Source organism: Streptosporangium sp. G11 (assembly GCF_051192615.1).
Taxonomy (GTDB): domain Bacteria; phylum Actinomycetota; class Actinomycetes; order Streptosporangiales; family Streptosporangiaceae; genus Streptosporangium.
Genome location: NZ_JBPJUQ010000004.1, coordinates 282522 through 302173, shown reverse-complemented (window position 1 = coordinate 302173; position 19652 = coordinate 282522). Strand labels below are relative to the sequence as shown.

The following is a 19652-nucleotide window of genomic DNA, read 5'->3' as shown; positions in this document are numbered from 1 at the left end:
ACCTCCAGTGAAGTCTCGAGGCGCCCCTGTGGCGTCCCCGGACGGTTTCGATGATTGCACGCGTTCGACAGGTTCAACAGACCTGATCGGTGCGGTAATCCGACGGGTAGGTATGAGGGGTATACGACACTTTCATATGGTTGATCCGCTAACGGAGTGTGACGGATGGCACGTCCGTGCGGTGATCCGGCGGCGGGCGGCGCATCCACGGAGCGGCCCGGTGACCGGCGGAGTGCGGGGGCCGCGCGGCACATTCGGGGCGTCCTGCGTCCCGGGGTGAGGGCGGTGTGCGGCACGTTCGAAGGGGGTGGGGCTTCCGGGGGGCGGGGGGCGAGGTGCGGCGCCTCGGCGCGGTAATCCGGTGGCGGAGGTATCCGGGGTGTACGGCACAATGCTCGCGGAGGTAAGTAATCACAATGGCTTTCGAACCTTACCGCCGCCTGCTGTCGATTCCGGGCGTGCGGTCGTTGCTGCTGGTGGGGCTGGTCGCCCGCATTCCCTCGACCGCGATCGCCATCACGCTGACGATGCACGTCGTCGACCCCAGCGGGCTCAAGCTCGGCTTCGCCGCGGCCGGGCTGGTGACCATGGCGAGCACGGTGGGAATGGCGGTCGGCTCGCCGCTGGCCGGAAGGTTCGTCGACAGCCACGGCCTGCGCCCGGTGCTGGTGGTGACCACGCTCGCCCAGCTCGCCTTCTGGTCCACCGCGTGGGCGATGCCGTTCCCCCTGCTGCTCGCGGCCTCGGTGCCCGCGGGCCTGCTCAGCCTCCCGGTGTTCAGCGTGATCAGGCAGTGCCTCACGGCGCTGGTACCTGTCGACCAGCGCAGGATGGGCTTCTCCCTCGACTCCATGATCGTGGAACTCTCCTACATGGCCGGCCCCGCCCTGGCGGTCGCGGGGGTGACCATCCTCGGCAGCGTGCCCACCATGGGCGTCGTCGCGGTCGGCCTGGTCGCCTCGGGAGTGGCCCTGATCGCGCTGAACCCGCCCGTCCGCTCGGACGAGGAGCTCCAGGAACCGGCGGTGAAGGTCCCCCGGCGCGGGTGGCTCACCCCGGGCATGCTCGGGCTGCTCGGCACGGTCGCCGCGGCGACCTTCGTGCTGGCCGCCACCGAGCTGTCCCTGGTGGCGACGATGACGCAGGACGGCGACACCGAGTGGGTCGGGCTGGCGATCGGCCTGTGGTGCGCCTATTCGCTGATGGGCGGTTTCGTGTACGGCATGCTGCCCCGAGGGGTGTCGCCGCTGATCCTGATCGGCGCCATGGGTGTGCTCACCGTCCCCGTCGGGCTGGTCGGCGGTGACTGGCGCTGGCTGGTCCTGGCCCTGCTGCCGGCCGGGGTGCTGTGTGCCCCCGCGCTGTCCTCCACGATCGAGACCATGACCCGCTGGGTGCCCGCCGGGGCCCGTGGCGAGGCGATGGGCCTGCACGGCACGGCGCTGCTGATCGGTGCCGGCTCCGCGGCGCCCATCGCGGGCGTCATCATCGACGGTCCCGGTCCCGGCTGGGCCTTCGCCGCCGCGGGTCTGGTCGGTGTGGTGATGGTGCTGATCGCCCTGCCGTTCTGGCGGCGCGCCGCGACCGTGGCCGAGGAGCCGGTCCCGGTGGCCGCTTGATCCCGGTCGCATCTGATCCCGGTCGCATCTGATCCTGGCCGGACCTGATCCTGGCCGTATCCGATCCTCGGTCGCACCTGATTCCGGCCGGACCTGACCTCGGCCGGACCGGATTCTGGTTGTGCCTGATCTCAGGCGTATCTGATCCTGGCGGTGCCCCGCCCCGGTCGTCTCGGTCCCGGCTGTCCCGATCTGGGACGCGCTCGGTCCCGGCCGTCTCGGTCCCGGCTGTCCCGATCTGGGACGCGCTCGGTCCCGGCCGTCTCGGTCCCGGCTGTCCCGATCTGGGACGCGCTCGGTCCCGGCCGTCTCGGTCCCGGCTGTCCCGATCTGGGACGCGCTCGGTCCGGGCGTCGCCGATCTCGATGTCACCGGCCTCGCTCACCGCCCGGCCTCGGGACGTCTCCGCGAAGTAGCGCATGCTGTGAGATCAGGAAATTTCACGATAAATACGAAACGATACGGTTGCGTATCGTAAAGATCAACGCTACGGTGGTGTTTCGAAACTCAAGCGTATCGAATACGGGGCCTTTCGTGGAACAACAGCTCGGCCACCCGCGGCGGTGGCAGATCCTGGGAGTGCTGGTCTTCAGTCTCCTGGCGGTCGTGCTCGACAACACCATCCTCAACGTCGCACTGAAGACAATCGCGGACCCCGTGCAAGGCCTGGGCGCCACCCAGAGCCAGCTGGAATGGGCGATCAACTCCTACACGCTCGTGTTCGCGGGCCTGCTGTTCACCTTCGGGGTGATCGGCGACCGTACCGGGCGCAAGCGCATGCTCATCGTCGGCATGGTCCTCTTCGGCCTGGCCTCGCTGGCCAGCGCCTACGCCCAGGACCCCATGCAGCTGATCATCGCTCGCGCGTTCATGGGCATCGGCGGCGCCGCGATCATGCCGGCCACGCTGGCGATCATCTCCAACGTCTTCCCCCCGCAGGAGCGCGGCAAGGCGATCGGCGTCTGGGCCGGTGGGGTGGGCCTGGCCGTGGCGATCGGGCCGATCACCGGCGGCCTGCTCATCGAGCACTTCTGGTGGGGCTCGGTCTTCCTGGTCAACCTGCCGATCGTGCTGGTCAGTATGGTGCTCATCAGCATGGTCGTGCCCGAGTCGCGTGACCCCAAGCCCTCCAGGCTCGACCCGGTCGGCGTGATCCTCTCCATCGTCGGCCTCGTCGCCGTCACCTACGGCATCATCCGGGGCGGGGAACTGGCCACGATCGCCAGCGCCGAGGTGCTCGTCCCTACGATCCTCGGCATCGTCGTGCTCGCCGCCTTCGTCTGGTACGAGCGCCGTATCGACCACCCGGCCTTCGACGTCACCTACTTCCGCGACCCGCGTTTCGCCACCGCGGTCGGCATGATCGGCATCGTGTTCTTCGCGATGATGGGCGCGATGTTCTTCCTGGTCTTCTACCTGCAGATCGTGCTGGGCTTCAGCGCGCTGCAGGCGGGCGCCCTGATGATCCCCTTCGCCGCCGCACAGCTGATCTTCGCCCCGCTGAGCCAGCAGATGGCCGCGCGCTTCGGCGGCAAGCTGAGCGCCACCGTCAGCATGGTCGTCGTGGCCGCCGCGCTGTTCTCCTACTCGCTGATGGACCAGAACACTCCGGTCATCCTGCTGGAGATCGTGTTCTTCGTCCAGGGCGCGGCGATGGCCAACATCATGCCCCCGGCGACCACCGCGATCATGGAGGCGCTCCCCAGGGAGAAGGCCGGTGTCGGCTCGGCGATGAGCAACACCGTCCGCCAGGTGGCGGGCGCGCTCGGCGTCGCGCTTCTCGGCTCGCTGCTCTCGGCCACCTACCGCGACCAGATCGCCCCGGCCCTGGCCGGGCTGCCCGAGCAGGCCAGGCACATCGCCGGCGAGTCGCTGACCGGCACGCTCAACGTGGCCCAGGGCCTGGGCGCCCGGGGCGCGGCGCTGATCGAACCGGCCAAGCTCGCCTTCGTCGAGGGCATGCACATCACCGCCCTCGTCTCCGCGGTCATCGCGCTGCTCGGAGCCCTGATGGTGTTCAGGTGGCTGCCCGGCAAGTCCTCCGGGGCTCCCGCCCCTGAAGAGATCAGTCCAGAGAAGGAACCGGCGGTAGTGTAGGAATGCCATGACGACCACCGACGAGATTCAGGCGACCGGGGCTCAGATGCCCCGCTCCGCGGGCCGTCCCCGCAGTGCCAGGGCGGAGAAGGCCATCATCGACGCGACCCTCGACCTGGTCGGGGAGAGCGTTGGCCTCTCCGAGCTGTCGATCGAGGCGATCGCCGCTCGCGCGGGGGTCGGCAAGACCACGATCTACCGGCGCTGGTCGAACAAGGAAGACCTGCTCGTCGACGCGCTGGCCACCCTCAAGACGCCGCTGCCCCCGGTCGCGGGCGTCTCGGTCCGCGAGGATCTCATCGTCTACGCGCGGGTGTTCCTGCGCGACGCGTGCGACGCGCGCAACCGCTGCGTGATGAACATCGCGATGAACGAGGCCGAGCGGCACCCCCGCCTGGTGGAGCGCATCCGCCAGGCGACCATCGAGCCGCGCAGGGCGGCGATCACCGCCCTGCTGCGGCGCGGCATCACCACCGGTGAGCTGCGGGCCGGTCTCGACGTCTCCATCGCGATGGCGAATCTGGTCGGCACCATCATGTGGTACATCCGCACCGAGGGTGTCGGCGAGGCCACCGACTCCTCCGACCTGGCCGAACGGATCGTCGACCACCTCCTGGCGGGCCTCGGCCCCTGAGACTCTCCGTACGGCTGTCCGGGGGCGGGGGCCTCTCGACGGGCGGCGTCATGGATGTCGCGTCATGAAACCCCGGCGGTGGACGCCGGGGTTTCGGCGTTTCGAGTGCTCCGGCGTTTCGGGTGTGGCGCTCAGGTGTCCTGGTGCCTTGGATGTGAGGCGTCGCGCTCCCCGGAGCCGGGGCGTTCATCCCCTTCGCCCGGCTCGGTCTGGCCCTTCCCGGTTCGGGTGCTCCGCGATCGAACGCGAGGCGTCAGCCGCCGAGGTGGTCGAACTCGCCGAGCTTCACGCCCGCGATGAAGACGTCCCATTCGGTCCGGGTGAAGAAGAGCTTCGGCCCACCGGGGTTCTTGGAGTCGCGCAGCACGTGCAGTGCCCCGAGGCCCGCCTTGTGCCCGGTGCGAGGGGCGTCGACGACGGCCACCTCGACACAGTTGCCACCACCGGAGCCGCTCAGGGAGGATTTGCGCCAGGCCGCGCCGGTCAGGTCTGCTGCCATTCCGTCATCACCTTCGCTATGAGGTCGGTGCTCGCCCGCGCGGGCAGGGCCGCCGAGCGGACCGCTTCGTATCGCTTGCAGATCGCCGTCACGTCGAGAGGATGGTCCGCGACGTGCCCTACGGCGGCGGACTCCACGAATACACCATCCAGGCTGCCCTCGGCGCTCGCAATGAAGAATCCTCCCTCCAGGCCCGCGATCGCACCGCCGGTCACGTAGGCGCCCTTTGGTAGGACCTGGATGGAGATGCTCCTGTGCTCGGACGCGGTGAGAAGTGCGGCGAGCTGGTCGCGAGTGATGTCCGGCCCCCGACGCCGCGATGCAGGACTCCCTCGTCGAGCACAGTCCACGGCGGCGGAGGGTTGTCGCGCGCCAGGGGTTTCTGGCGCTCCAGACGAGCGCCCCGGCAGGGGAGTCCAACGTCCGGAAACGGCCCGGATGTCAGGTGGTGGTCTCGCGCCAGCGGTTGGTGATGGGGAGGCGGCGGTCGCGGCCGAAGTTCTTGGGGGTGATCTTCGGGCCCGGGGGATACTGGCGGCGCTTGTACTCGGCCAGGTCGACCAGGCGGATCACCCGGGTGACCAGGGCCGGGTCGTGTCCGGCGGCGACGAGTTCGGCGGAGCCCATGTCCTTCTCGACGTAGTCGTCCAGCAGCCGGTCCAGGATCCCGTACTCGGGCAGGGAGTCGGTGTCGCGCTGGTCGGGGCGGAGTTCGGCGCTGGGCTCCTTCTCGATCGAGCTCTCCGGGATCGGCGGCACCGCGAACCCGTGCAGGAAATCGCCCGACCGGCCCGCCTGGGCGTTGCGCCAGCGCGACAGCTCCCAGACGAGGGTCTTGAGCACGTCCTTGATGGGCGCGAAGCCGCCCGCGGAGTCTCCGTAGAGGGTGGAGTAGCCGGTGGCCAGCTCGCTCTTGTTTCCGGTGGTGAGGACGAGGTGGCCGTGCTCGTTCGACAGGCCCATCAGGATCATGCCGCGCACCCTGGCCTGGAGGTTCTCCGAGGCCAGGCCGGAGAGCTCGATCTCCTTCTCGAAGCCGCTGACGATGTCGGCGATCGGCACGGTCCTGGCGTTGATTCCCTGCCGGTCGACCAGCTCCTGCGCGTCGCTCACCGAGTGGTCGGAGGAGTAGCGGGAGGGCATCAGCACCACGTGCACCCGGTCGGGGCCGATGGCGTCGGAGGCGATCGTGGCGGTCAGCGCCGAGTCGATGCCGCCGGACAGGCCGAGGATGACCGACTGGAAGCCGTTCTTGGCGACGTAGTCGCGGACCGCGAGGACCAGCGCCGAGTAGACCTCGGCGGTGTCGTCGAGGTGCTCGGCGATCGTGGGGGCCTGCGGCTCGTACGGCTCGACGGGGTGGGCCGACAGCTCCAGCCGCTCCACCGTGATCACGGTGCCGTCCCCGGCGTCCACCTGGAAGGTGCCGAGCCCGCCGTACCTGGCCTCGGGCAGCTCCAGGTCCGTGATCAGCAGCTCCTCCGAGAAGCGCGCCGCGCGCGCGACCAGCTCGCCGGAGGCGGAGACGACCAGCGAGTCTCCGTCGAACACCAGCTCGTCCTGGCCGCCGACCTGGTTGACGTAGGCGAGGGCGCATCCGGCCTCGCGGGCGCGCCTGGCCACCAGCGCCAGGCGTACGTCGTCCTTCTCCTTCTCGTACGGGGAGGCGTTCGGCACCACCAGCAGCCCTGCTCCGGCCTCGGCCACCACCGCGACGGGGCCACCCTCCTGCCAGAGGTCCTCGCAGACCGCGATCGCCACGTCGACGCCGTGCAGCCGGAAGATCGGCATGCGGTCGCCGCGGACGAAGTAGCGGTACTCGTCGAAGACGCCGTAGTTCGGCAGGTGGTGCTTGGCGGTCTTGACGACCACCCGGCCCCGGTGCAGCAGCGCGGCCGCGTCGAGCGGGGCGCCCTTGGGCTGGCCGACGCGCGGGGCGAGCTTCGCGCGGTCCACGTAGCCGACCACCACGGGGACCTCGCCGAGTCCCGCCTCGTCCAGCCGTCGCGCGGCGTCCTCGATCGCGGCGATCGACGCTTCCACGAACGAGGTGCGCAGCACGAGGTCCTCGACGGGATACCCGGTCAGGAACATCTCGGTGAAGACGACCAGGTGCGCGCCCCGGTCGGCGGCACGGCGAGTCCACTCGACGAGCCTGTCCGTGTTGGCGGCCAGGTCACCGACGGCGGGATTGGTCTGGGCCAGGGCGATGCGGAGTTGAGCCACACGGCCATCCTATTGGGGCGTGTCCGGAGCGGGCCGTTCAGCCTGTTGGGGCGTGCCTGGAGCGGGCCGTTCGGATGGTCCCTCCTGGCCGCCGGTGGGTGGGCGCGGACGCTCGGAGGCGACCTCCTGCCGCCTTCCGTTGCCGGGTTTCCCGGCCGGGCGCTCGGGAACCTCGGGTCATTTCCCGGCACCGGTACGGGGCGCCGGCGAGCGTGGCCGTCAGGGCTCGTCAGGGCTCGTCAGGCTTCCCGGCCGGTGGCAGGCGGTCGTGAAGCCCCCCGCGGGACCGAGGTCGCGAGCGACGGTTCCGGTCGGGAGGCCTCACCTCTCCTCCGGCACCACACGACACCGCACGAGGTCACGGCGAACATCCGCCGTGGGATCGTCCGGTGCCTGGCGCCGGACTCGCCGAGCCCCAGCGGGCTTTCGGCGAGGTCATTCGCGGATCCGCGGTGTCCGTGGACACCCGAATCCGCCGGGCGAGACCACCGGCCGGGTCTCGCGACCGGCCGGTCTGGCCTTTCCCGGATCAATCGGATCAGGTGGATCAATAGGGTTGGCGGGACCGTCGCGACCGTGACCGTCCCGCTCCACCTTGAGCGTGGCGGTGCCGCCCGATCGCGATCTCAGGACGCGACGGTGTCTGCCGGTGACGGCGTTCTTAGTTCACCGACCAACAGAAGCGGGCGTAGCCGGCGTCGTAGCCGTCCAGCCAACCTCTGTCGTAGTCGCTGGGGGGCCCGTAGCTCCGCGTCCTGCTCCTGCGGCAGTCCTGTGCGGCGGCCCGATAGCCGTCCCTGTATCCCCGCCAGTAGTCCCTCGGGTCTTCGGCCGAGGTGGTCGGGTCCATCATGGCCTTGTCCTGCGGAATGCTCGCCGTCACGGCCTGCTCGGGATCCGGTGCGGGCGAGGCGTGTGAGAGCGAGACCGGTCCGAGGGCGAGGGCCGCGAGAATTGCTGGACCAAGCACCATCAGCTGTCGCTTGCCATACATGGTTTCTCCTTTGATCGGGCCGCGAGAAGAGCTCACTCGGCGACCATGATTAGGGGGAAAGATATAAGGCGGGCCGTTCGAACCAAAGGACCTAAGTGCTTATTTCCTTATCTTTGGAGTAAGTTAAGAAGGGTTTAAGTTTACTCGTTTTCTTGTTTATCTCGGGAGTTTTCGCGAGAATACGGCCTCTCGCTCGGCTATGAGCATTGATCGGGTTGTGAGCCGTAAAAACTCGGCGAGACCAGGGTGTCGTTCGTGGCGCCGCCAGGGAGGGCGCTCGGTGTCGGGGAGCCGTGCGACCGGCGATGTCCACCGGCCGCCGGACTCCTTCGGGCCGGGGGGACCCGTCAGCCGATGACCCAGAGCAGCCCGAGGTTCTTCGCCCTGGCGGGCTCGGTCACCCGCTGGACCTCCTTGCCCGAGCGGGAGAGGACCACGATCGTGTTGGCGGTCGCGCCCTTGACGCGGACCGCCAGGCGGCCGTCGCGCAGGTAGCGCGCGCCCAGCAGCCGCCCCCTGACCGGGATGGCGACCTTCGCGCCGGACTTGGTGTCGTAGATCGACGGCGTGAAGGACAGGGGCCAGGAGCCGTCGCCGCCCGGGGCGTTTCGGCCGATGGCGTTGACCACCACCCGGCGGCTGTCGGGCGACAGGCTCTCCACGTGGTTGGCGAGCTTGATGCCCGGGTTGCGGTTGGAGATCCGCCACTTGGTGTCCAGGAGATAGACGCCGTCGATGTCGCCCGCGTACCCGGCGAGGGTCCTGCCGTCGGCGGACCAGGTCAGGTGGCAGGGGCCGGGGGTCTTCCCGGCGTTGAACCGGCCCTGGCCGTCGGCGCCGACCACCATCACCGTCGTCGCCGTGCCAGTGCCCTTCACCGGGTAGGCGATCCGCTTGCCGTCGGCCGTCCAGGCGGGGGTCAGGCAGGGGCCTCCGTAGGCGGCGTTCTTGGCGATCACCCTGTCCGTGACGGATCCGGTGGCCGACTTGACGTGCAGCCTGTTCCTGTCGTCGATCCAGGCGACCTTCCTGCCGTCGGGCGCGACCGCGAACTGGCCGGCGAAGGCTCCGCCGCCGACCGTCAGGCGGGTCCAGCCTCCCCGGTGGGTCAGCACCTCCACCCCGCTTCCCCCGTAGCGGAAGTAGACGGCGCCCGAGACGGGAGCCGCCTTGTGCGCGACCGCCGCGGGAGCGGCGACGTGGACGGCGCCCGGGACGGGCGCCGCCCCGTGTGCGACCGCCGCGGGAGCGGTGATCCCGGTGGACCCGGCGAGCGCGGGAGTGGTGGCCGCGGCCGTCAGGGCGAGTGCGGCGCCGGTGGCCAGGGTCCAGTGCTTCAAGGAGATCTCCTCGGGTGGATTCCGTATCGGCTGATTAGAATCCCGAACAGGCGAAAAGGTTTACAGGCGGCCCGCCGCGACCGGCACGGAGGGGATCGGCAGCACGGCCTCCACGACCGTCCCGCCCCCGGGGGCCGCCTCGATCACGCAGGTGCCGCCCAGCTCGGCGGCTCGCTCGCGCATGGAGAGCAGCCCGACCCCCGAGCGCGGCCCCGGGGGCAGCCCGCCCCCGTCGTCCTGGACGCGTACCACCAGCGACTCCCCGCGCCGCAGCGAGATCACCGCGAAGCTGGCCCCCGCGTGCTTGCGGACGTTGGTGAGCCCCTCCTGCGCGATGCGGTACGCGGCCACCTCGGCCGCCGCGGGCAGGTCCGACAGGTCGCCCTCGATCTCCACCGCGACCCGCGGCGTGCCCTCCTGGGCCAGCGCCCGTACGGCCCCCGCCAGGCCGAGTTCGTCGAGGGTGGGCGGGCGCAGGCCGTACACCAGTTCCCTGATCTCCTCGCTGACGGCGTCCATGCCGACGCGCAGTTCGAGCAGGATCCTGTCCGCGGAGGCGGGGGCGGTGCGCAGGGTGATCCTGGCCATGTTGATCGACATGGCCATGTCGCTCAGCGCGTGACCGAGCCCGTCGTGCAGGTCCCTGCGCAGGCGGCGGCGCTCCTCCTCGCGGGCGGTGAGGATGCGCTCCCGGGAGCGCTGCAGGTCGGCGGTCATCCGAACGGCGTGCGCCACGTCGGCGACGTAGGGGACGGCCACCGCGACCAGGCGGCCGTTGTGCGCGGCGGCGAACCTGCGGGGGCCGGGAGAGCCGAGGAGCAGCCGCCCGACCGGCTCGCCGTGCCAGACCAGCGGCACCCCGCGCGGGGCCGGGCCCAGCAGGCCGACCTGGACCTGCCTGGCGCCGGGGTCGTAGACCTCGACGGCGACGCCGGTGACGCTCAGCCCGTCCTTGACCACGGTGGCGACGGCGGCGAGCGCGTTGGCGGGCTCGGTCTCGCGGACCTCCCTGGCCAGGCGCGCGGCGAGCGCCTGCGGGTCGCCGTGCGTGCCGTACATGAGCCGGTCGACCAGGCTCCTGAGCCTGTGCCTGAGCGGATGGAAGATCACCCCGGCGAGCAGGGCGGCCATCAGGCCGCCGATCCGGTCGTGCCCCCACAGCGCCAGCCCGGCGACCGCCCCGGCCGCGTAGATGGCGCTGACCGCGGCGATCAGCCCGGCGGCGACGAAGGCGCGGCTGACCACCGTGTCGATGCCGTAGAGCCGGTAGCGCAGCACGGAGAAGACGATGGCCACCGGGATCAGGCCGGTCCAGATCGTCCCGGGCAGCCACCAGTGGGGTCCGGCGAGCAGGAAGGCGACGTAGACGGCGAACGCGAAGACCGGCCAGGCGATCTGGCGGCGCAGCTCGGGGCCGGCCCGCCGGAAGCGCAGGACCAGGGAGACCAGCGCCAGGACCGCGAGGACCGAGACCAGGGCGCCGGCCACCTCGCGCGCCGCCATGTTGTAGGGGGCGAGGAAGCCCACCTCGAGCGGGTTGGGGATGACCCGCGGCCAGGGGTAGAGGGCGGGGTCGGGGTCCGGGCGGGTGAGGTTCAGCAGCAGGTTCACCGAGAACACGACCACGCCGGCCGCCGCCAGCGGCCACCACCGCGGCGAGGGCAGCCGCCCGTCGGGGGAGTAGAGCGGGAACAGGATCGCCAGCAGGAGCCCGCCGACCGCCTTCCCCGTCACCATGCTCAGCCGCAGGTACCCGGCGGTCTCCATGTCGCCCGCCGCCGCGAAGGTGAACATCGCCGCCTCGGAGAACGCGTTGACCGCGCACATCAGGCCGCCCGCGCACATCAGCCACGCCGTGGCCGGGCGCGAGCGGTGCGCCAGCAGGAAGGCGCCCACCACGGGGAACGTCAGCCCGGCCGCCAGGTCGGGCGTGGCGGGCAGCTGCGGCCGCCACCCGGGCGGCAGGTCGAGACGGAGCACGAGACCGGCCACGGTGAGCCCCACCGAGAGGACCGCCGCCGCGACGGCGGCGAGCCGCAGCGGGGAGCGCAGCAGCCCGCGCGCGAGCGAGGTGGCGGGCCAGGCGGGGGCGTCCTCGGTCACGGTGACCGCGTCGACGACCCGCCTGGGCACGCCGCCGGTGCCGTCGAGCGTCCGGCCGCGGTCGCGTGGCCGCGGGCGCATCGCTATCTGCCCACGTCGCCGGGGTTGACCAGCCCGGACTCGTAGGCGGTGACGACGAGCTGGGCCCGGTCGAACAGCCCGAGGTGGTCGAGCAGCCTGACCACCGACTGCGAGACCGACCGCTCGGGGACCGCCAGGGTCGCCGCGATCTGCCGGTTGGTCAGCCCCCGGGCGACCAGTTTCATCAGGTCGAGCTCCGCGTCGCCGAGACCGGCGAGGCCGGGCGGCGCCGACGGGTCGGTGCGCCCGGCGAAGGCCGCGATCAGACGGGTCGTGACGGCGGGGTCGATCAGCGCGTCACCGGCCTGCGCGGCCCGCATCGCGGTGATGAGCTGCTCGGGCGCCGACGTCTTGAGGACGAACCCGCTCACCCCGGCCCGCAGCGCCGCGTAGAGGTTGTCGTCCGTGCCGAACGTGGTCATCATGACGACCTTCGGTGGCGACTCGTCGGCCAGGATCCTGCGCGCGGCGGTCAGCCCGTCCAGCCTGGGCATCTGGATGTCCATCAGCACCAGGTCGGGGGAGGTCTCCTTGACGACCGCGATCGCCTGCTCGCCGTTCTCGGCCTCGCCGACCAGCTCGAAGCCGGGTTCGCTGTCCAGCACCACGCGCAGGCCGGTACGGACCAGCGCCTGGTCGTCCACCACCACGACCCGCAGCCCCGGCAGCGCCCGCTCCTCGGCGGACGTCGCGCGCGCCGCCGGTTCCGCGGCCCGCACGGTCTTGGCGGGCGGGTCGAGGTGGACGGCCTGGGCCAGCATGTCGGACTCCAGGCGCTGCAGGGTGGCGCCCAGGTCGAGGCCGAGCTCGTCGCGGAGCATCACCCTGGCGCGCCGGAGCGCTCCCAGCGCGTCCCCCTGCCTGCCGTTGCGGTACAGGGCCAGCGCGAGCAGCCGCCAGGCCTCCTCCCGCAGCGGGTGCGCCGAGGCGTGCGCCTCCAGGTCGGCGACCAGGGCGCCGGAGTGTCCCAGGAGGAGTCCCGCGTCGGCACGGCGCTCGACCGCGATCAGCCGCAGCTCCTCCAGCCTGCCCGCCTCGCTCACCGCCCACGGCAGGTCGGAGAACTCCGCCAGGGCCGGGCCGCGCCAGAGCGCGAGGGCGGCCTCCAGCCGCTCCCACACCTCGGCGGGCTCGCCGCGCGTCTTGACCGCGCTCTCGAAACTCCAGGTGTCCACCTGGCCGGGTGAGGCGCGCAGCGCGTACCCCGGCGGGGCGGAGACCAGGATCTCGGCCTCCTCCCGGGGCGCGCGGCCGGGCTCCAGGGCGCGCCGCAGCCGCGACACGTATCCCTGGATGGTCGACAGGGCCTGGGCGGGAGGCTCGCCGGGCCACAGTTCGTCGATGAGCATGGTCACGGGGACGGCGCGGCCCCCGGCCACGAGGAGCCGGGCCAGCACCGCCATCTGGCGCTGGCCGCCGAGGTCGATCGATGTCTCACCGTGACGGGCCTGGAACGGTCCGAGAGCACGAAATGTCAGCATTGCAGGCGTAAGGGTAGGGCTACCTGGACCAACGTCATAGAGCAATACTCACCATCGTTCGCGGACCGTAAGGAATCATCGGTGGTCAGATCTCCACATTCAAGTTCACCGGAAGTATCGCCTCGACCACGGTGCCCCCTTCAAGGGGCGTCGTGATCACGCATGTCCCACCCAGTTCGGCGGCGCGCTCGCGCATCGACGCGAGCCCGATCCCCGAGCGGCGCCCGGGAGGGACGCCGATCCCGTCGTCGCGCACCCGGATGCTCAGGTCCTCCTCACCCCGCTCCAGCGACACCCGCACCGTCGCGGCCCCGGCGTGCTTGCGCGCGTTGGTCAGAGCCTCCTGCACGATCCGGTACGCGGCGACCTCGGTCGCGGCGGGCAGTCCCGGCAGGCCGCCCCTGACCTCCACGGCGACGTCGGGGCCCGCCATCTCCGCCACGGCTCCGGCCAGGCCGAGGTCGTCCAGCGCCGGCGGACGCAGGCCGTACACCAGATGCCTGATGTCGCTGGTGACGCTGTCCATGCCGGAGCGCAGCTCGCCGAGCATGCGCTCGGCCGTCTCGGGGGAGACGCGCAGGGAGAGCCTGGCGGCGTTGATGGACATCGCCATCCCGCTGAGCGACTGGCCGAGGCCGTCGTGCAGGTCGCGGCGGAGGCGGCGGCGCTCCTCCTCGCGGGTGGTGACGATCCGCTCCCGGGAGCGCCGCAGCGCGCCGACCAGCCGGACGGCGTGGGCCGCGTCGGCCACGTACGGCGTGAGCGCGGCGATGACCCGCTCGTTGTGCGCGGCGGGCAGGCGCCGCGCCCCCGGCGGGCCGATGAGCAGGCGGCCGACGGGCTCGCCGTGCCAGACCAGCCGGATGTCGCGCGTCACCTCCTCCAGCGTCCCCACCGTCGCCTCCTCAGGCCAGCCGCCCTGGAAGCGCACGCCCGTACCGGTGACCGCCAGGCCGTCGCGCAGCACGTCCAGGGTCGCGGCCAGCCCGCCCGCGGGATCGGTGTGCTGGAGCCTGCGCCCGAGCTCGGCGGCCAGTGCCACCGGGTCGCCCTTGCTGCCGTACAGAAGGCGGTCGGCGCCGCGCTGGAGCACCCGCCGCATCGGGTGGAAGAACGCCCCCGCGCAGAGCGCGGCGACCAGGCCGCCGACCCGGTCCACGTCCGACAGGAACAGGCTGGAGGCGGTGCCCACCGCCACGTACACCCCGCCGATCACGCCGACCAGGCCCGCGCCGACCAGTGTCCTGGTGATGAGCGTGTCGATCCCGTAGAGGCGGTGCCGCAGCACCGAGAAGGTGATCGCGACCGGGACCAGCGGGATCGTGAACGACGCCAGCCACCACACCGGGTTGCCGATCACCCAGGGGACGATGACGGTGGCGATCGCGACCAGCGTCCAGAGGATCTGCCGGCGCTCCTCGCGGCCGGCCCGCCGGAACCGCGCGGCCAGCGAGGCGAAGGCCAGGATCATCATCGCGTTGGTGAGCATGTCCAGCGAGAACCGCAGGGGGGCGGGGGAGGGGCTCGTGTACCGCTGGCCGGAGAGAGGCATGAGATCCATGACGAGCATGTCGGCCGCCAGGACGGCGACGGAGATCCAGACCAGTGCCCGCCAGCGCGGGGAGGGCAGTCTCCCGTCCGGATAGAGCAGCGGCAGCAGCACGACCAGGAAGAGGATGGTCAGCTTCCAGCTCGCCCCGGCGACCGTCCAGATCGCCCTCGGCAGGACCATCCACTCCCGCGCCGCGTCCAGGAGCGCGAGGTTCACCGTGAGGCTGTTCAGCGCGGAGCACAGTCCCCCCAGGCAGAGCAGCCAGCCGATGACCAGCCGGGGCCGCTGGAACACCAGCAGCGCCCCGAGGATGGGGAACGCGACACCGGCCACGTCCTCGGGCGCGAACGGCAGCGGCGTGTAGGAGGGCTGCGGGAGCTGCGCCGTGACCCAGACGTTGACGCACACCATCGCCACGGACGCGGCGGCGGCGAGCACCGCCGCCACCCGCCTCTGGACGGGTGTCACCTTCGGGATCACCCGGTACAGCCCGCGCATGATGGTTTAGGCCCTCCGCTTTGTGCTTAAAAGGACCTTAACCGGCGCAGACCGCAATCTAATCAACGAGTGATTAAAGCCGACCGGATCCCGTACGGCGCTCAGGGGCCGCCGGCGTCCACGGCCGGAGCCGGGGCCTCGCGTCGAAGGTATCCGACGCCCCGGCACCGGGGCCGGGGGTGCGGCCCCCGGGCGGATCCGCCCGGGGGCCGCCGGTCACGGTACGTCGTACCGGCTGGACTCCAGGAGCCATTCCAGCTGGGCCCTCGGTGCCGTGAGGAACGCGCACGCGACCTTGCTGACGTCTCTGGCCTGGCCGGTGGAGAACCCGAACCGGTCGAACAGCGCCGGCAGCCGCCGCGCGGAGGTCCGCAGGTCCTCGGCACGGGCGGCGATCCGGTTGTTCACCCAGGAGACGGCGCCGGTGTCGGAGAGCCCGAACGCGGTCGCGGCGACCGTCACGTAGTTGTGCACGTCGCCGTTGGCCCGCTCCTTGTGGTGCGAGGCGACGTCGTTGCACCAGGCGGTGACGTCGTTGCAGGCGTCCACCAGCGTCCGCCAGGTCGTGCTCTCGCGCAGTCCCGCGGGCACCTCCACCCCCAGGCAGGGCTCCACCAGGTCGAACAGGTAGGGGCCCGCGGTGCCCCGCCGCAGCCGCGGGTACTCCGCGGGGGAGGGCACGCGGCCAGCGCACCGGTTCTCGGCCTCGGTGCGGCAGGCCTCGCCCTGCGCCGCCAGCCCCGCCAGGAACCGGTGCCGCCACCGGGTGCTCATCCGCCCGGTGGTGGCCCTCCAGAGGTCGCCGAAGGCCAGCTCGACGGCCGAGGAGGCGTGGGAGGGGGTGCGCGCGACGAGGTCGAGTCGCGCGAAGGTGGCTTCGACGATCTCGGCCGCGCGCCCGGCGGGCTTCTCGTCCCACTCGTCGTCGAAGTGGAACAGCCAGGTCAGCCATTTGGCGAACAGCAGCGCCGACTCCACGCCGAACCCGCAGAAGGCACGGCCCGCCATCCGCTCGAACCCGGCGCCCGGGGGAGGTTCGAGCCCGACCTCGCGGGCCCAGGTGGTGAGCTCGGCGCCGATCAGGTCGACCGAGGGGTGCATCGGGCACGGCGCCGACATCACCGGTACGAGTTCGGTGAGGGGCAGCAGCAGGGCCGCGGCCACCCCGGAGGGGCGCGGCGGCTCGGGGGGTCCCGCCTTTCCCGCCGTTCCCACGGAGGAGGCGGACGAGGCGGGGGCGGTGGCGGGGGACAGGGAAAGGGGCATTGAGAGTGGCAAGGGCTGTGGGTGGGGTCGGAGACGGGTCAGGGGATCGCCGAACGTTGGGGTGAGGGCCACTACAGCGGACCGAACAGCCAGTTGCCGGCCACCTGCGGATCGGCGCTCGTGTAGAACTGCCGGGTCGCCTCGACCAGCTCGCCCACGGACACGACACCGTCGCCGTCGCCGTCGAGCCGCTCGAAGGTGGCCCGCACGTCCTCGCGCGGGGTGCCGAACGCGGCCATCATGATCCAGAACTCGTCCGGCCTCACGGTCCCGTCACCGTCGGTGTCGCACAGGCCGGCCACCGCCTCGGCGGCGGGCGCGAACACCGCGTCGAACCGGTCGCCCTCGATGAACGCGGAGGTCATTCCGGCGCGGAACTCCTCGGACGAGATCGCGCCGTCGCCGTCGGCGTCGATCTCCGCGGCCAGGGTCCGCCAGATCCCCTCGAAGCCCTGAGCGAGCCTGTTGCCGGCCTGGGAGGTCGGCGACTCGCCGAAGCCGACGAGGATCCGGGCGCCGAGGCCGAGAAGGTCCTCGCGCTCGATCGATCCGCTGCCGTCGACGTCCATGTGCCCGAAGGCACGATCGAGCTTGCGATTGAGGAGCGTGGTGCTCATCGTTTACTCCAGCATTACTTGTCGAACTCGAACCGTTACCCTAAGTGACGATAGCGGGGTATTTCCAGAAGCAACTCCAGGTAAGCCCTCGGGATGGTCAAGAAGGCGCATGCCACCCGCGTCACCTCGCGGGAGGCGGCGAAGCCCAGGCCGTGCCGCTCCGTGAGCGCGGGAATCGCGCGGGCGGCCGTCCACAGCTCCTCCATGCGGGTGGCGACCCTGTCGATCGTCCACTCTTCCGCCTCCCGATTGGAGCGTTCCAAGAAAATGGTGTCCGCATGGCCGTGTCCGGCCACCGCCTCCTCGCACCAGGCGGCCACGTCACCGCTCGCCTCCGCCAGGGCCCGCCACTGAGGGCTCCGCCACACCGGCTCGGGCACCTCCACCCCCAGGCAGGGCTCCGCCAGGTCGAGCAGATAGCGGCCGAAGGCGCTCCCGGCGGCCCCCGTACGCTCGCCGCCCGGGGATGTCCCGCGGGCGAGGGTCGCCTCGCGCTGGGCGGCCAGCCCGGCCGTGAACCGCTCGCGCCACGCGCGGCCCATCCCCGGCGCGCACGCCGCCCAGAGGCCGGAGAAAGCCCGCTCCAGCGGCGCCGGGCCCGGCTCGCCGCCCGCGGCCACGGCCAGGACGGGGGTGAGGGCCTCGGGAGCCTGGCGCAGGCGCGACATCCAGGTCAGCCAGCGGGCCAGCAGCGTGGCCGCGCCGGTTTCGCAACGGGCGAACGCCCACCCGGCCAGCCGGGAGGCGGCGGGGTCGGGGTCCAGCCCGGCCGCGCGCGCCCAGTCGGACGTCGCGGCCTCGACCAGGTGTATCGACGGATGGACGGGGCAGGGCATAGCCAGCGCCGCGAGGCGTTCGGTGAGCCCGGCCGGTGGCGGGGCCGCGTGCGGTGGTTCGTGAACTTCGGTGCGCGTCATCGTTTCCCCCCGGATCGAACTTCCAGCGGTTCCGGTCGCACACTGTAAGAGGGGAGGGGGCCCCGCGCGCGAAGGCGCGACGGTGCGGGTGCCACATCTCACCGTTCTTCCCCGTAACGTGTGCGAAACACTGAGAGGGCAAACTGAGAGACCACCAGGCGTGTTGCAGCGCGTCGGCAATGAAGGAGAAGCCTTGGACCGCCAGCAGGAGTTCGTTCTCCGCACCCTTGAGGAGCGCGACATCCGGTTCATCCGGCTGTGGTTCACCGATGTGCTCGGGTTCCTGAAGTCGGTGGCCATCGCCCCGGCCGAGCTTGAGGGGGCCTTCGCCGAGGGCATCGGCTTCGACGGCTCGGCCATCGAGGGCTTCGCCCGGGTCTACGAGTCGGACATGCTCGCCAAGCCCGACCCGTCGACCTTCCAGATCCTTCCCTGGCGCAGCGAGACGCCGGGCGCGGCCCGCATGTTCTGCGACATCCTCATGCCGGACGGCTCTCCCTCGCACGCCGACCCGCGCTGGGTGCTCAAGCGCACCCTGGCGAAGGCCTCCGACATGGGCTTCAGCTTCTACACCCACCCGGAGATCGAGTTCTTCCTGCTGAAGAACCGGCCGGAGGGCAAGGAGCAGCCCGAGCCGATCGACGGCGGCGGCTACTTCGACCACACCCCGCACAGCTCGGGCCACGACTTCCGGCGCAACGCGATCATGATGCTGGAGTCGATGGGCATCTCCGTCGAGTACAGCCACCACGAGGGCGGTCCCGGCCAGCAGGAGATCGACCTGCGCTACGCCGACGCGCTCACCACCGCCGACAACATCATGACCTTCCGCCTGGTCATGAAGGAGGTCGCGCTGGAGCAGGGCATCTGGGCGAGCTTCATGCCCAAGCCCTTCACCGAGCACCCCGGCTCCGGCATGCACACCCACATGTCGCTCTTCGAGGGCGACCGCAACGCCTTCTACGAGCCCGGCGCCGACTACCAGCTCTCCAAGATCGGCCGCTCCTTCATCGGCGGCCTGCTCACGCACGCCGCCGAGATCACCGCGGTCTGCAACCAGTGGGTCAACTCCTACAAGCGGCTGTGGGGCGGCGCCGAGGCGATCGCCGGAGCGGGCGGCGAGGCCCCGAGCTACATCTCCTGGGGCCACAACAACCGCTCCGCCCTGGTCCGGGTGCCGATGTACAAGCCGCACAAGGGCGGCTCGACCCGCATCGAGTTCCGCTCGCTCGACTCCGCCTGCAACCCGTACCTCGCCTTCGCCGTGATCCTCGCGGCCGGCCTGAAGGGCATCGAGGAGGGGTACGAGATGCCCCCCGGCGCCGAGGACGACGTGTGGGCGCTGACCTCGGCCGAGCGCAGGGCGCTGGGCATCCAGCCGCTGCCCCAGTCGCTGGACGAGGCCATCGCGGTCATGGAGCGCAGCGAGCTCGTCGCCGAGACCCTCGGCGAGCACGTCTTCGACTACTTCCTGCGCAACAAGCGCTCCGAGTGGAACGAGTACCGCAGGCAGGTCACCGAGTTCGAGCTCGGCCGCTACTTGCCGGTTCTCTAGCCGACATCGCGTTCCCGCGCGGGCGGGGGTGGGCGTTGATCGGGCCGAACGGCTCCGGCAAGACGACCCGCGCTCCCGCGCGGGCGGGGGTGGGCGCCGCGGGCATCCGGGGCGCCCGCCGTGCCCGTGCGGGCCACGCGTCCGGCTCGGCGTGCACCCGGTCCGGCCGCGGG

General features: G+C 71.4%; 15 protein-coding genes. 4 read left to right on the top strand and 11 right to left on the bottom strand.

The features are described 5' to 3' along the window. Nucleotides 1-416: 416 nt before the first annotated feature. The 3 genes from ACSDR0_RS06635 (at nt 417) to ACSDR0_RS06625 (ending at nt 4350) form a co-directional block, all read left to right on the top strand. Nucleotides 417-1619, top strand: a complete 1203-nt coding sequence (locus tag ACSDR0_RS06635) for an MFS transporter (RefSeq protein WP_435287835.1) — start codon at nt 417-419, stop codon at nt 1617-1619. A gap of 534 nt (nt 1620-2153) precedes the next feature. Next, nucleotides 2154-3716: an MFS transporter gene (locus ACSDR0_RS06630; RefSeq protein ID WP_435287834.1), complete on the top strand. Its 1563-nt coding sequence runs from the start codon at nt 2154-2156 to the stop codon at nt 3714-3716. Between the two features lie 7 nt (nt 3717-3723). After that, the gene (locus ACSDR0_RS06625) at nt 3724-4350 is read left to right on the top strand and encodes a TetR/AcrR family transcriptional regulator (protein ID WP_435287833.1); all 627 of its coding nucleotides are present in this window, start codon (nt 3724-3726) and stop codon (nt 4348-4350) included. A gap of 253 nt (nt 4351-4603) precedes the next feature. Here the strand turns inward: ACSDR0_RS06625 and ACSDR0_RS06620 are convergent, their stop codons facing one another. The 11 genes from ACSDR0_RS06620 to ACSDR0_RS06570 all read right to left on the bottom strand — a co-directional run bounded on the left by ACSDR0_RS06620 (nt 4604) and on the right by ACSDR0_RS06570 (nt 17924). Next, nucleotides 4604-4849: a DUF397 domain-containing protein gene (locus tag ACSDR0_RS06620; RefSeq protein ID WP_435287832.1), complete on the bottom strand. Its 246-nt coding sequence runs from the start codon at nt 4847-4849 to the stop codon at nt 4604-4606. Next, nucleotides 4834-5199: a Scr1 family TA system antitoxin-like transcriptional regulator gene (locus tag ACSDR0_RS06615; protein ID WP_435287831.1), complete on the bottom strand. Its 366-nt coding sequence runs from the start codon at nt 5197-5199 to the stop codon at nt 4834-4836. The genes ACSDR0_RS06620 and ACSDR0_RS06615 overlap by 16 nt, the downstream gene beginning before the upstream one ends. Nucleotides 5200-5290: 91 nt before the next feature. Further along, nucleotides 5291-7075 carry an NAD+ synthase gene (locus tag ACSDR0_RS06610; RefSeq protein WP_435287830.1) on the bottom strand — a complete coding sequence of 595 codons (1785 nt, stop codon included), beginning with the start codon at nt 7073-7075 and terminating at the stop codon, nt 5291-5293. A gap of 661 nt (nt 7076-7736) precedes the next feature. Then, nucleotides 7737-8069 carry a hypothetical protein gene (locus ACSDR0_RS06605; RefSeq protein ID WP_435287829.1) on the bottom strand — a complete coding sequence of 111 codons (333 nt, stop codon included), beginning with the start codon at nt 8067-8069 and terminating at the stop codon, nt 7737-7739. A gap of 347 nt (nt 8070-8416) precedes the next feature. Next, the gene (locus ACSDR0_RS06600; protein ID WP_435287828.1) at nt 8417-9409 is read right to left on the bottom strand and encodes a TolB family protein; all 993 of its coding nucleotides are present in this window, start codon (nt 9407-9409) and stop codon (nt 8417-8419) included. 60 nt (nt 9410-9469) lie between these two features. Then, the gene (locus tag ACSDR0_RS06595) at nt 9470-11593 is read right to left on the bottom strand and encodes a sensor histidine kinase (RefSeq protein WP_435287827.1); all 2124 of its coding nucleotides are present in this window, start codon (nt 11591-11593) and stop codon (nt 9470-9472) included. Nucleotides 11594-11595: 2 nt separating this feature from the next. Then, on the bottom strand, nt 11596-13074 hold the full coding sequence (locus ACSDR0_RS06590; protein ID WP_435287826.1) for a BTAD domain-containing putative transcriptional regulator: 1479 nt from the start codon (nt 13072-13074) through the stop codon (nt 11596-11598). Between the two features lie 85 nt (nt 13075-13159). Further along, a complete protein-coding gene (locus tag ACSDR0_RS06585) occupies nt 13160-15124 on the bottom strand; it encodes a sensor histidine kinase (RefSeq protein WP_435287825.1) in 1965 nt (654 codons plus the stop codon). Between the two features lie 216 nt (nt 15125-15340). After that, on the bottom strand, nt 15341-16390 hold the full coding sequence (locus ACSDR0_RS06580) for a terpene synthase family protein (protein WP_435287824.1): 1050 nt from the start codon (nt 16388-16390) through the stop codon (nt 15341-15343). Nucleotides 16391-16461: 71 nt separating this feature from the next. Further along, the gene (locus ACSDR0_RS06575; RefSeq protein WP_435287823.1) at nt 16462-17007 is read right to left on the bottom strand and encodes an EF-hand domain-containing protein; all 546 of its coding nucleotides are present in this window, start codon (nt 17005-17007) and stop codon (nt 16462-16464) included. A 35-nt stretch (nt 17008-17042) separates the two neighbouring features. Beyond that, entirely contained in the window at nt 17043-17924 is an 882-nt protein-coding gene (locus tag ACSDR0_RS06570; protein WP_435287822.1) for a hypothetical protein, read from the bottom strand. Nucleotides 17925-18117: 193 nt separating this feature from the next. Between ACSDR0_RS06570 and ACSDR0_RS06565 the strand changes: the two genes are divergently transcribed. Next, nucleotides 18118-19479, top strand: coding sequence for a glutamine synthetase family protein (locus ACSDR0_RS06565; protein ID WP_435287821.1), 1362 nt, complete (start codon nt 18118-18120; stop codon nt 19477-19479). The last annotated feature ends 173 nt before the right edge of the window (nt 19480-19652 follow it).

Coding starts and splice junctions, on each gene's coding strand:
- ACSDR0_RS06635 (WP_435287835.1), top strand. CDS start 417: ATGGCTTTCGAACCTTACCGCCGCCTGCTGTCGATTCCGGGCGTGCGG.
- ACSDR0_RS06625 (WP_435287833.1), top strand. CDS start 3,724: ATGACGACCACCGACGAGATTCAGGCGACCGGGGCTCAGATGCCCCGC.
- ACSDR0_RS06620 (WP_435287832.1), bottom strand. CDS start 4,849: ATGGCAGCAGACCTGACCGGCGCGGCCTGGCGCAAATCCTCCCTGAGC.
- ACSDR0_RS06605 (WP_435287829.1), bottom strand. CDS start 8,069: ATGTATGGCAAGCGACAGCTGATGGTGCTTGGTCCAGCAATTCTCGCG.
- ACSDR0_RS06595 (WP_435287827.1), bottom strand. CDS start 11,593: ATGCGCCCGCGGCCACGCGACCGCGGCCGGACGCTCGACGGCACCGGC.
- ACSDR0_RS06590 (WP_435287826.1), bottom strand. CDS start 13,074: ATGCTGACATTTCGTGCTCTCGGACCGTTCCAGGCCCGTCACGGTGAG.
- ACSDR0_RS06585 (WP_435287825.1), bottom strand. CDS start 15,124: ATGCGCGGGCTGTACCGGGTGATCCCGAAGGTGACACCCGTCCAGAGG.
- ACSDR0_RS06580 (WP_435287824.1), bottom strand. CDS start 16,390: ATGCCCCTTTCCCTGTCCCCCGCCACCGCCCCCGCCTCGTCCGCCTCC.
- ACSDR0_RS06575 (WP_435287823.1), bottom strand. CDS start 17,007: ATGAGCACCACGCTCCTCAATCGCAAGCTCGATCGTGCCTTCGGGCAC.
- ACSDR0_RS06570 (WP_435287822.1), bottom strand. CDS start 17,924: ATGACGCGCACCGAAGTTCACGAACCACCGCACGCGGCCCCGCCACCG.